This is a genomic window from Paenibacillus shenyangensis (assembly GCF_000346635.1).
GTDB classification, from domain to species: Bacteria; Bacillota; Bacilli; order Paenibacillales; family Paenibacillaceae; genus Saccharibacillus; species Saccharibacillus dauci.
Genome location: NZ_AOIG01000005.1, coordinates 191,851 through 205,297, shown reverse-complemented (window position 1 = coordinate 205,297; position 13,447 = coordinate 191,851). Strand labels below are relative to the sequence as shown.

Sequence of the window (13,447 nt, the reverse complement as noted above, 5' to 3'; positions counted from 1 at the left end):
CGGTGGATATCAGTCTCATTATTAACAGGGCCTGCATCGGTCTGATTGCGCTTATCCTGATTGTACTGGCTTATTTCAAATTCACGTACAAAGGTGATAGCTCGGATAAAAAGAATAAGCAAAACAACAAATATACACTCTCGGAGATTATCGAATACGTCAAAATAGCGCTGAATGAGATGACTTCTGCTTCGCTCGATGATCTGGGACTGTCCGAGGAAGAATATAATCGGCGTCTCAATCAGCGGGCGACATTGATCAAGTCACTCAAAGACTGTACACATGGCGATCTGAATGCCAAAAAGTTTGTCAAAGGCGTTATTTTTGACCTGCTGCTCAAAACCTATGAGTTTACGGAAGAGAATATGAACAAGGCAATTCCTTTCCATAACAGTATGGCTCTGAGCAGCCAGGATAAATTCGATATTATGCTATACCAGTACAAGGAAATGTACGGACTGAACGGGCTTGCCCGTCTGATCGATGATCATCAGCTGGCGGAGCTCAAGCTTCATCCGGACTCACAAGGCTCTGGTTCCTACCGGATTACAGCCGCTGAGATTGACGAAGTCTTCGAAGGATTCCGCAGCATTCTGTATTTTGAGGATAAACTCCATATTATTGTGCAGCGGGTCTATCAGACATTCAAGGGATTTAGCGTAGTGGATGAGGTACGCGATATGAAAATCGATGGAGTCAGCGGCGGTGTATCCGGTGTACCGGTCAGCCAGGTAGAGTACGATGATGATTTCTACGATTTCACTTCCCGGATCAATGAGCAGCATATACCTATGAGCCACGACAGTGTCTGGATTTTCTACCGCGGGAAATCGGTTCATCTGGAGTTTCTGTCGTTCGGTAGCGAGGCCGAGCTGAAGCGGGTCTGTCAGAATATCTACCGGTACAATAATCCCGGTCAACTATCGGAAGCGAACGGCTTCAAGGTCAATGAGATGAAAGATGGATCACGGGTCGTCGTTGTCCGGCCGAGTTTCTCGGAATCATGGGCGTTTTTTGTCCGCAAATTCGATCCGGCTTCGGCAACACTGGATCAGCTGATCACCGACCGGATCGGCAATCATGATATCGTCAAATCGCTACTGATCTACCTGATGAAAGGTGGACGAATCGTAGCGGTAACCGGCTCCCAGGGTTCGGGTAAAACGACGTTGCTGATGGCGCTGGTCGCTTATATTAACGAGACATTCACGCTGCGGATTCAGGAAATGTCATTCGAGCTGCATCTGCGCAAAATCTACAATAAGCGCAACATACTGACGTTCAAAGAGACCGAGACCGTTAGCGGCCAGTCGGGACTGGATGTACAGAAGAAAACAGACGGAACCGTCAATATCCTCGGGGAAGTAGCGACCGATGAAGTCGCCGCCTGGATGATCCAGATGGCGCAGGTAGCCAGTCTGTTCACCATTTTCACCCACCATGCCAAGACGTTCGGAGATCTGGTCTACTCCCTGCGCAATTCGCTGCTCAAACAGGGCATTTTCAGTAACGAGAAGACAGCCGAAGAGCAGGTGGTACGGGTGCTGAACTTTGATGTACATCTGCGGCGTGATCCGGATGGTTCCCGTTATGTGGAGCGAATTACCGAATGTATTCTGGTCGACCAGGAGCAAGATTATCCGGAGAGCTTCAAGACGGCTAGCCGGATGGATCAGCGATTCGTGGCCATGATGGAGAGTATGACCGAATACTTCCAGCGTTCCACCAATCGCAAAGTTGGAGAAGGACGCAATATTATCGAATACCGTAATGGGGAGTATGTAGCGGTTCATCCGATCTCGGACCGCAATCAGCAGGAGATGATGGAGATGATGGAGCCTGCCGACCAGCTGCGCTTCCGGCAATTCATGACAGAGAACTGGGGTGCAGCGGCCGTTGAATCTTACTAGTATTCTTATCTACATTCTGATTCTGTCCGGATTCCTTTTTGTAGTCCTGCTGGCAGTTCTCAAATATATCCAGCGACGCAACCAGCAGAATGGCAATGCGGAAGTATACAAAGCGTACGCCGACTATATTGGCTCCGGCAAGTCCAAGCGGATCAAGCAGTACAATCAGTTTCTCCAGGAATCGTATCATGCCTATATGCGTGTTCCGCTGCTCAAACAGTATATTTTGCGGATACGCAAACAGCTGCAATCGATCCACTCCTATGACGAATTCTCGATGCGCCGGGAGACGATGAAGATCGTATTTGCCACGATTGGCATTGTAGCAGCTTTTATACTGGCACTGCTGCTGATGAACAAGGATATGACCTTTATGTTCATGATTGCTTTGACTGCGCTGGTGATGAACGGCATGCTGATCGATACCTTTGTGAACCGGGTAGAGAATCGGCTGCTGCATCAGCTCAAGTCAGTCATGGATGATGTGCGGCATAGCTATCAGCAGCATGGAATGATCGAGGAAGCCCTGCATGATGCATCAGAGGCTTCCGGTCATGAAGCTACCCTGCATGCCAGAAAAATATACGATATTCTCGTCTCACCCGAACCGGAGAAGCTGCTGCAAAATTATTATCAGGCAGCTCCCAATCGATTTCTCAAAGCATTTGCCGGAATCTCTTATCTGGTCAAGGAATTTGGAGACAAAGTAGTTGAAGAGGGATCGCTGTATCTCGGTAATATGAACAAACTCACTAATGAAATCAATCTGGAACTGCTCAAGCGCACCCGGCTCGGTTATATGCTCAAAGGGCTCACCGTTATCTCGATCGCACCTATTCTGTTCACCAAGCCGATTGAGCTATGGGCCAAAAACAACTTTCCGATTATGGAGCAGTTCTATGACAGCAAGTTCGGATTTTTCTTCAAAATACTGATCTTTGCCGTTATTCTGCTCTCCTATGTACTGCTCAAAAAGCTGCAGGATCAGCAGGAAGGCACATACCAGGCGAAGGTGCGCAAAATCCTGTGGGAACAGAAGCTGCTGGAGTTCCGGATTACCGAATGGATCGTGAATCGATTTATGCCGCCGCCGCGGACAACCGCACGTTTTCGTATTCATACGCTGATCAAGGATGCCAATGCAGGTATACCTCTGGAATGGCACTATCTGCACCGGATTCTGCTGGCGGTCGCTTTATTTGGCACGATGATGTTTTCCTTTATCACCATGCATTCCATCACAATCCATAATATTCTTCAGGCACCGACCCAGAGCGCGACCATGTTCGGTGAACTATCTGCTGAAGATTTGCAAAAAGCCCGAGAGACCACTGCGATGGATACACGTATTTTGCAGCAGTTGGAAAGCATTCGCCCCGAGATGATGCAGGACCGCATTATGGAACTGGTGAACGAGAACGAAGATATTGCAGCCAACAGCTCTTTGTTCCTGACGACTGTAGAGCGGATCGAAGCCAAAATGAACACGCTGCAGTCCGAATATTTCAAATGGTATGAGTTGGTGATTGCGATAATAGCAGGCTATATCGGTTATCTGATTCCCTGGTGGATTCTGCTGTTCCAGAAAAGGGTCCGGTATATCGATATGCAAAATGAAGTCGATCAGTTCCATACGATTATCGCTATGCTGTCCGAGATCGATCGTATCTCCGTCGATATTATTCTGGAATGGATGGAGCGTTTCTCTACGATTTTCCGTGAGCCTCTACATAAGGCTGTACTTGATTTCGAGAGCGGCGCCGAACGTGCACTGGAGCAGCTCAAGCAGGACGCGCCGTTCATACCGTTGTCCAGGACGATTGACAAGCTGATTTTGTCGGTGGAACGTATCCCGATCCGCGAAGCATTCGACGATCTGGAGAATGAGCGTAATTACAATTTCGAGAAAAGAAAGCAGGACTACGAGCGCATGATCGAGACCAAATCGGAATGGGGCCGGATGATCGGCTTTGCTCCAATGACGGTGCTGACTTTTATTTATCTGGTACTGCCATTTATCTATATGAGCTTTGAGCAAATGAGCGCTTATTATGAACAATTGAACAAGCTGTAGGAAGCAAGTAGTTGGGAGCACATAACCAAGCGTTAAGCCACTAATAAAATGTATATACAATCAAAGGAGATTAACCATGAATAACGCATCAGCCGCACTAAAAGTAGCCGCAGGACTGTTCCTGACTATCGCTCTAATTACGATTGTGGTCGTCCTGTTCATCAGTGCCCAGGAAGCGACCAAGACAGCACAGAACAACTTTTCCGGTATCCAAAAGGAACTGGATCAGACGCAGTATGCCGTCTATGACAACACCAATATTTCAGGTAGCCAGGTGGTATCTTCGTTGCGCAAATTCAAGGATCAGGGTTCTTTTGGTATCCAGGTCGTTACAGGCAAGAACCCGTCCGGTATTTGGTATTTCCATCAGGTGAATAATACCGCTTCGGTGGACAGTACAGATTACGGTTCGGTTAGCAAGGATGCAGCGTCAGGGTCATTCTCCGATGCACTGGAGCAGTCGTCCAACAACTATATCAACCCAACCGGAACATTCAAAAGCGAAGTGATCCGGGACAAGAGCAATGTCGTACGTGCGCTGGTATTCCGTCAGAATTAATAGATGTACTAGATTATAGCAAGGTGATTACAAGGGGAGGCAGGAAGACATCATTTATCCTGCCTTTACCACAAAGGATATGATCATGAATGAATATAGGGGAACATGCCCGTTCAGCCCTGTGGCTGGGGGTAAGCTTTCTGATCTTTATCGCTTCGCTCAGCGGAGCCTATGCTCTTTTTCAGACATCCGCGAGAATCAATGAACAGACTTATCGTTTGACTGCATCAACAGATCCGAATATTCATTCCACCCTGAAAATCGACAATCCATACACCTGCACCGGAGCAGAGGTCCGCCAGACGATTCACCAGATAGACAGTCTGCAGGTGGACATCATGGTGAGTGGTACCCTGTACCCCAAAGACCTTGATCCGGATGAAGCAGATGTATCCTCTATAGATTTGGATCAAAAATATACCCCGGCATATATCCGTAATACGGAGGGCCAGCTGGTCATGCTGAGGTTTACCTAAGGGAGCATTACAATGAGCAATCCATTGATCAAAATATTCGCGGCTTTTATCGCAATTCTGTTAATGGGAATATGGCCGATCTATACGGCATTTAGCAGCCAGGATAGCAATTCGCAGATTATTGTGCTGAATACAGTAACCCGGTTCGTAGATAGCGTAAGGGACAAAGGCTATATCACGCCGCGAATGTTTCAGGAATTTGAAGATCAGCTCTATCTGACAGGGAATACGTACGATATCCAGATGGAGCATCTGCACAAACGGTATGATCCGGTATACAATGACGATGGCAGCTTTCAGAACGATTTTAAAGTCAATTACGAAGGCTATTACAATACCCAGATCAATGCCCGTTTGTTCCCGCATGGTAACGATAATCCCGACGATCCCGGCCGAATATACAAACTGAATAGCGGAGATTTCTTCAATGTGCAGGTCAAAAATACCAACCGTACCATGGCTACGCTAATGAGTGATTTTCTGTTCAATGCAGTACAGGCTCCCAACGAGAAGATTATTATTCCGTACGGGGGGATGGTGCTGAATGAAGATTACTAGCTTTGCCGTTGTGCTGGTACTGATTCTGCTGTTTATTTTCGTGCGGAACCATATCGATCTGGAAGATAACCGAACGAATATGCTGCTGCAGACAAGGTACAACCGGGCGATCGATACCGCCACGCAGGATGCTGCCCAGGCCCTGATCACCAATGTCAGCCAGCCGCTGGAATCCCAGTATCAGTCAGCCAAAAATGTAAGGATCAACAAGGAACAGGCAGCCGACACCTTTTTCCAAACCATGTATATGAATTTCAATGTGACCCATGACCCGACAGGTCAATATGTGCTGAATAGCTATATTCCAGCGCTCGTTGTAATTGGGTATGACGGCTATTATATGTACCAGTTTGAAGAATATCGGAATGCGCGGGGAGAAACCCAATTCCGCCATGTATGGAGTCCAAAGAAGCCGTATGTCTACAAGGATCAGTACGATAATACCTACAGCTTCACACTGGACGATTATGTAACGATCCAGCGCAAGGCGGATGAACAGTGGATGAAGGGATTCCGCGGAGAAATAGCGGGGCAAGCAGGTGTTCCTTTATTGAAAGATACCTCTGCTTTTGATGCAGCGCGTCGAACAACTATTGTAAATGCGATCCAGAATGATCTGGAGCGGAGTATCAATCAGTACAATGTCACTTCCAAAAGATACGGAACCTCTTATACGTTTACCGTGCCCTATATCTCGCAGGAAGACTGGAATAATACGATCAATGATGCAGGTGTATTAGCATTTGTTCAGGGGATTCCGCTGGGTAGTCAGTATTATAATAACTATGCATTGGGGGGAGCGCGGATTATAAAAAGAAATATCTATAATGCTATTACTGCTGACAGTCATCATTACTATTATCCTGTCGGTTCTTGTACCTCTAAATATCCAACAGAGGAGGTATTCACCTCTCCTAAGGAGGCGGCGCAAAATGGGTACCGACCACTGAATTGCACAATTGGTTATCCAAATTGACTAATTTTGCCGATAAAATTAAAGTGTGCCAAAATTGGTGCATCACCACAGTTGCTGGTCGAGAGTCCATGAATTACATATTCAGCAATAATCCAAAATACTTATACGGGGGAAGTAACTATGTCAACGAAAGTAATGAAAAAGACTATTTTGTCAGTAATCGCAGCATCTATGCTGGCAATCAGTATTCCAGTAGCGCAACATACTAGTGCTGCTGCGTTCAAAGATGTACCCGCCTCTCACTGGGCAAAAACAGCTATTGAACAAGCAGTAGCTAATGGCTATTTTAAAGGTTATGCCGATGGAACATTTAAACCTGGTGCCCAGGTTACGCGAGCTGAGTTTGCTGTGTTGCTGGATAGAGTATCTACCAATCCTACTAATGGAGCAACTGTTCAATTTAACGATTTGAATGGCAATTGGAGTGAAGCAGGAGTAAAAGATGTTGCTGTCAAAGGATTTATTACATCCGCTGATTATCCGAATGGATTCAAGCCTGCAACGCCTCTGACGCGTAAAGAGATGGCCAAATGGATGACTTCTGGATTGGCGGCAGCCGATACGGATTACCAACAGGCAGTTAGTGATACCGCAGAGACTGTAGTACCAGTCGCAGAATATTTTAAAAAGACATTGTCTAAAAGTGACTATCCCTATGTATCTGTAGTTCTTGGAACAGGATTGATGTCCGGCTACGCTGATGGAACATTTGGTCCATCGAAAACAACAACGCGTGCAGAAGCGGCAGTGATCTTAATGAGATTTGCAGATGTGCAGAAGCAGAAGGCAGATAATTTTACTGGACTGAAAGAGTTGAGAGCAGTAGGTAAAACGGGGACGAACATGGAAGTGATAACACCATTTAATAGTGGTGTTACATCTTTTAAAAATGTACAAGGGAAAAAAATGAATTACCGTTATGGAGCAGGTAGTACGAGCTTGAATTATTTGATTTTTGTAGATGCGCGTGATTGGAAGAATAAAAAAAGTATTTATGCATCAGCATTTGTAAGTGATACAGACAAAAATGCTTTAGAAAAAAGTAATTTTAGAATATATACTAATCAAGATATATATCCTGAAATGCAAGGATTTGCGCTTGATCAATATATGAGCAGTTTTGTACCTATGTTGGCAGCGGGAGCTGCTATCCGAAATGAATTACCAGAAAAATTCGGGTATGATACCTTACCTTTTGTGAATGCAAAAAGCGTCTTCAATAAATATTTAGGTGATCCTAATGGAATGAATATTTGGACAAGAAATTATATTTCTGCTTCAGATCCTAAAAGTATATACGTTGTAGCAGATGGATCATCATTTGCAATATTAAAGTGAAGGTATCGAAAATGAAAAAGAAAATTATTTTAGCCTTGCTCTTTTTTATAGTAAGTTCATTTCAAAATTATCAATATTTATCTCCCTTTTTTATAACTAATATTATTTACAGTGCAGAAATTCTTAAAAAAACGGATGTTAGCAAGAAGCGGATATATCCGCCTCCAGGTCTAACAGTTTTGCCAAAAGGTCCGGCGAAAATACAAACTGCAACTATCCCTTTGAGTGGACAGGCTGATCCTAAGCCTAAGGTTGTGTGGACGCAAACAGATGAAGGGAATTGGCTCGCCTCCCGTAATGATGGATATGATAAATATTCAGCTAAAGGTGTTAAAAAAGATGGTACTTCAAAGCCTACTATGGAAGAATCAAGACCTGAAATGACTATAGTAACAAGTAAAATCACCGCTGATCAGTATCCACCTGATGAAATGACAGACGATACTGGATGGATTTATAATCAAAAATATATAACCGATCTTACATTTGAAAAAATAAACTGGAAAACTGCTGATAGCTATGACCCGATCAGTATTGATTATACTAAAGGAAACACATTTGCAATAATTGAAACTAAAACAGGATATAAGAAACTTGAAGATTTGCAACAGTCTTATACTAAAGAAGGCCAGTATCCAGTTAAATATAAACTTGAATACTATACGCCGTTGCTAATTAATTACACAGGACATGTGATCGAAAAGAAAGAAATTCAGGTTACTTCCGACGCAGAACTTGAAGTAGGAGGTACCACTCAATTAAAAGCTGAAGTTCGTACAAAAGACTATAACCAACAGGAATTTGGCGATAATTGGGTAGATGTTACCAGTCGTACTCAAACCAAATGGACATCTTCCGATCCATCTGTAGCACAGGTGAATACTGCTGGGCAAGTTACTGCGCTCACTAAAGGAAGTACTAAAGTGTCTGCTGAATGGAAATCTGAAGACGGTGTATGGCACTTAGGAGATAATGTGGAAATTACAGTAGGCCAAACAGAAGAACCTTCAACTCCGCCTCCAGGTAATTGTACCTTCACCATTCTGCCGCCTACCCGATCACAGGAAATTACCAAATCTATTATGGATCCAGAGGCTGCTGGGCATATTCTTGGTGATGATATAGCTAATGGACGCCATTTTGACGCCACCAAGGGTATACCGACCAGTGAAAACTTATATGCTAATGCCTGGGGATATAATTACTTATTCCAACATAATTTTGCCGAAATGAAAGGTAAGATTGAATACCAGTGTAAGATCAGTGTAAAGTACAGCCTGAAATGGCAAGAGAAAAATAATAAAGATAAGTGGAAAACCAAAACAGGTTCTGCTACCAAATCCTATGAATTTAACTTCACACGTGATTATTCTTACTGGCAAATCAATCTGTTGAACGTGCTTGGCATTGATCATGCAGTGATGAATAATTACGCTCTACCGAATGGAAAAGTAACGTTGCCGGTAAGTGGATATACTGCACCCAAAATAGCAAAAACAAATAGTACTAATGTAAAAGATCATGTGCGACCTGATGAAACTGGCGCGATTAATTATAATCCACCAACTATCAATGGGGGCAAAAGCGGCCGACCTACTCCACCAAATGATCGAAGCAAGTTGAAAAGCATGGCTGAAGGCAAAACCGATGATCCGCAAGTACGTAACGATGAGCTACAATTCACCTTCAAAAATGTCAAAACAGAAGTGATGAATAGTGATTGGGTTACTAAGGTTGGTCCGCAACCCAAAGAAATTCCTATGCCATCCAAGATTCGTTCATTCAAAGATTCTAGTGAGAAGATACTTTACAAAGGAGTCCAGCTTATCAGCAGCAAGCTGGTTAATCGAGCTAATACACCGTCTACAGGTACTATTTTCTACTCCATGCTGAATGAGAATGTAAAAGGAGAAGGTGATAAAAACTTTCCAATCCAGAATATCAACACGGTAACGGTACATACTCCTGTCGTCAATTACGCTTCAATCTCGGATGACAAGCTTCACAATCAGAAAACTGTACCTGACTCGAGTCGAATGGCTTTGATTTTGGATCGTCCGTTTACCGTCCGCATCCCTACGAATGGACAGCATCTAAACGGATCATCTTATCCCGGATATGGAAAAAGGGATTTCGCCAAGTATTTCAAAATCAAGCAGGTTCTTTTCCCGTTTGATGCGTATGCTGCAGATGGTAAAACATTTTACCCCAAAAACACCTGGATTGATGTTCCAGTGAATCAGCTGGATACAGTATTTACGCTGCCCGTTTGGGTAGACGAAGGTGATTATACGGTATTGTTCAGGAATATTGCGGAGAACGCTCCTGCCAGCTTTACTGCAGAACAAGATGCCAACCTGGATCTGAGCAACCATGTTGCCAAGGATTCTGTTGATGTTGAGGTCATAGGACGTATCTATGATTTCCATGTTACCGATATAGCAGATTTCAATTGGGAAAACGTGTTCCGTACTGCCAAAGGAAGTAGTTCTCCCACAGGCAAATCGTTCTGGGTAGGACCGAATGGAATAGATGGAGAAGCGCGTGGAAACAGTTCGCCATATGTGCTTCCCATCATGCGAGGGAGTCATCCACTCACAGGTTTCAAAAACGTATCTGTGAAGACGGGATACCATTTCAAATTTGATTTGAAAACGAAAGGTAATATGTTTGGAGACAAGGATGCAATCCGGATTACTCCAACGTTCTATTATCAGGATAAAGATGCGGCTACTCAGCCGGAGCGAGTGCCAGTAGACTTGTACTATCACTCGGATAACCAAAGGTTCGTCAAAATAGGTTCTGCTTCGGATACCGAAAAACGCAATGTAACCTTGAACCAGCGCCTTCGAAATGTATCAGCGGTCACGATCAAAAATACAGCCGCATCGATCTATGACTTGTCGACTGGCTGGATGATTAACAAGGAACAATACATTGCTAACTTTATAAAACGTTCCAATCAGCCAACGTACACAGGAGGCTACGATATTCAGATCCTGACTTCGCCATTACGTACCTTTATTAATACGTTTGAGCGACCAGCCAATGCCTCGGCATCGGCTGCCAGAGTCAATGCCAGCATACAGCAGTGGTATGGTGAATACAGTCTCCCGGCAAATGTATATGCTGTACCCAAAGGAACAAATCTGGCCGAATATGGACGTTCACATACGCTGGATGAGAAAGCGCCCATTTTCCTGAAGAATGGTTTTATCGTAGTGAATTTCGATCTGGAATCGGTAGTTCATGGAGATACGGCTCATCCTCATTTGCAATATATTCATACCCAGTCAGGTTATAACAACCAATGGTGGGATATGGAGGGATACGATCATACGGATGATAGCCGCGATCATATTGTTAAAGATCCGTATAATGTCAGCTATAGGGTCAAAGATGGCGATGTTATCTTCTATGATACGGACCTGTCCTCTTATAATGACTTTGCTGCTTCCGGAACGCACTAAAGAAGCCGGATAAAATGAACTTGATAGCCATAACAAAGAAGCACCGTCAAACATTGGTTTGCGGTGCTTCTTTATTTACGATCCATACTATTCTTCCCAGTTCCACAACCGAACTTCTCCGATCTGAATCCGGCTGGCAAACGGTTCTTTTTTTAGCTTTAGTACTTCTTTGGTTGGCCCGGTTACCGCCATGCCGTAGATCTGTACACCATTTTGCTCAATATAATGGATAATCCCATCAAAATCATAAAAAGGAGCAGGCGCGCGGAGTATTCCTTTATAAGGCTGGATCAAACGCAGCGTATTGAGAAAATTCTTGTTACGTATATCACCACTTCCATAGGCCTGCACATTCGGATAGCTGTAGCTGGAACTGCTTGTGCTGCTGAACCAGCCGATCTTTTCTTCACTTTGATGAAGCAGGGTCCGATCCGAATCATGCCATATTGGATCATACGGGAATCCAATCATGTAATTCCATATGGAACCAGGCTCATTCATATCAGCCTCGCTTCCGGGACGTACAGCCAGCCAGAGTGGCTTCATTTTTTTATCCTTGAATAACTGCAGTGCCTGGTCTGTGCTGTAATATTGATCAAAGCTAATATAAGCTTCAACTACCGTACCCTCTGGCAGATGTTCGAGTCGTTTCCAGGCAGCTGCACTGTCATTGGATACATCTGCTCCTGGAGGTTGAAAAGGTAAAGGCGGTGGCGTGACTTCTACGAACCAGTCGGTATGATACGTACGTGCAAAATTAAACGAGATATCCACCGTATAATCCGCAATTTTGACCCGGCTGCTGCCGATCTGTTTTTCCATTGCTCCTTTGATATGTAGACCGGTTGTATCGACATTGGCACCCGCACTCTCCAGCGATACATTGGGCTGTGTCACCGCAATCGCGGAACGGATCACATCACGGTAAGTATCGATACGACCACCCTCTTGAATCCCATAGAAAAAAATATTGAAGATGGTACATACGAAAATAAAAGCAAAAAAAGCTCCAATGACAATCCCTGCTGTACCGGAGCGTGAACGCCACTTGCTGCGCCTCATAATCCGTCGTATCTTTTTCTGGTCGATCCGGTCATCCATATAGAGCTGCCCATATCGACGCATAAAGGCAGGTTTTAGCGCTTTATTTTCGGGAGACGGCTGTGCTGAGGTATCTGTAGTAGGCGAGTGCCGCGTTTGCGACTTCGGTTGTTTCTCTATATTTCTGTACTTCTCTTCATTCAGCAGTTCCTCTGTATCCTCGTGCTGTTCGAAATGAGCTTGATTCAACGGTTCATCCGTATCCGTATGCTGCGAATGTTCATTTGGCTGCTGATCATTCGTATAGTGCTTCGTCTGATTCAAATGGTCATTGGTATGTGGTTGATCCCGATCCAATTGTTCGTCAATATACTGCTGATACTGCTCCAGGTTGTCCAATTCCTGTTCTACTTCGGCACGCTGTTCTTCGGATAGTTTGCCGTCATAATAATCCTGGAGTTTTTGTCTAAATGAGTCATTCATCGTATTCACCGCCCTGATTGAAATCGCGTATTCGCTGCCTTCCGCGGAATAGTAGTACCTTGAAATAGGCTAAAGAGATATCCATAATCTCTGAAGATTCCTGATAAGAGAACTGGTGAAAGTCATACAGCAGCACGGCCTGCTTTTGCATTATAGGCAGCTGATCGAGTTGAGTTATGACCAGATGGATTTGCTCTTGCTCAATCAGTTGATTGTCAGGAGAAGTCTGCGAATCGGTGATCTGGTCGAAAAAGGCTGGCTCCTGCACCTGCTGCCGTTTACGCTTGCGCTGGTCATCGATAAAAGCATGATAGGCTGCCCGGAATAGCCATGGTTTTACCTTTTCGCCGTTATACACTTCCAGATACAGATAAGCCCGGTAAAAAGTCTCCTGCATCAGATCTTCCGCTGTATGATGATTGCGACTGAGCGAGTACAGATATCGATAGATGTCATGGGTATACTGTCTGTATAATTGATCCAGATATTTGGACACCATAACCTCCTTTCACTGTAACCACGTATGAAACTGGAAAATGTTACATATTTAACAGGGAGATTT

The 13,447-nt window shown here is 44.4% G+C and carries 10 protein-coding genes; 8 read left to right on the top strand and 2 right to left on the bottom strand.

The window, feature by feature from the left end; translation table 11 throughout:
* Positions 1-2 precede the first annotated feature (2 nt).
* The 8 genes from H065_RS0103965 to H065_RS25175 all read left to right on the top strand — a co-directional run bounded on the left by H065_RS0103965 (position 3) and on the right by H065_RS25175 (position 11,361).
* A complete protein-coding gene (locus H065_RS0103965; RefSeq protein WP_017811724.1) occupies positions 3-1,910 on the top strand; it encodes an ATPase, T2SS/T4P/T4SS family in 1,908 nt (635 codons plus the stop codon).
* Positions 1,897-3,984 carry a hypothetical protein gene (locus tag H065_RS0103960; RefSeq protein ID WP_017811723.1) on the top strand — a complete coding sequence of 696 codons (2,088 nt, stop codon included), beginning with the start codon at positions 1,897-1,899 and terminating at the stop codon, positions 3,982-3,984. Before H065_RS0103965 ends, H065_RS0103960 begins: the two co-directional genes overlap by 14 nt.
* A 76-nt stretch (positions 3,985-4,060) precedes the next feature.
* A complete protein-coding gene (locus H065_RS0103955) occupies positions 4,061-4,543 on the top strand; it encodes a hypothetical protein (RefSeq protein ID WP_017811722.1) in 483 nt (160 codons plus the stop codon).
* Positions 4,544-4,632: 89 nt separating this feature from the next.
* Positions 4,633-5,019 carry a hypothetical protein gene (locus H065_RS0103950; RefSeq protein WP_017811721.1) on the top strand — a complete coding sequence of 129 codons (387 nt, stop codon included), beginning with the start codon at positions 4,633-4,635 and terminating at the stop codon, positions 5,017-5,019.
* A 12-nt stretch (positions 5,020-5,031) separates the two neighbouring features.
* Entirely contained in the window at positions 5,032-5,577 is a 546-nt protein-coding gene (locus H065_RS0103945) for a hypothetical protein (RefSeq protein ID WP_017811720.1), read from the top strand.
* Complete coding sequence (locus H065_RS0103940) at positions 5,564-6,553, top strand: hypothetical protein (RefSeq protein ID WP_017811719.1); 990 nt, start codon at positions 5,564-5,566, stop codon at positions 6,551-6,553. Before H065_RS0103945 ends, H065_RS0103940 begins: the two co-directional genes overlap by 14 nt.
* 120 nt (positions 6,554-6,673) lie before the next feature.
* Complete coding sequence (locus H065_RS25180) at positions 6,674-7,891, top strand: S-layer homology domain-containing protein (protein ID WP_017811718.1); 1,218 nt, start codon at positions 6,674-6,676, stop codon at positions 7,889-7,891.
* 11 nt (positions 7,892-7,902) lie between these two features.
* Complete coding sequence (locus H065_RS25175) at positions 7,903-11,361, top strand: DUF5704 domain-containing protein (RefSeq protein WP_081604048.1); 3,459 nt, start codon at positions 7,903-7,905, stop codon at positions 11,359-11,361.
* An 87-nt stretch (positions 11,362-11,448) separates the two neighbouring features.
* Here H065_RS25175 and H065_RS26825 read toward each other — a convergent pair whose 3' ends face one another.
* A complete protein-coding gene (locus H065_RS26825) occupies positions 11,449-12,885 on the bottom strand; it encodes an anti-sigma factor (protein WP_017811715.1) in 1,437 nt (478 codons plus the stop codon).
* Positions 12,878-13,384: a sigma-70 family RNA polymerase sigma factor gene (locus H065_RS0103915; RefSeq protein ID WP_026136025.1), complete on the bottom strand. Its 507-nt coding sequence runs from the start codon at positions 13,382-13,384 to the stop codon at positions 12,878-12,880. Before H065_RS0103915 ends, H065_RS26825 begins: the two co-directional genes overlap by 8 nt.
* Between the last annotated feature and the right edge of the window lie 63 nt (positions 13,385-13,447).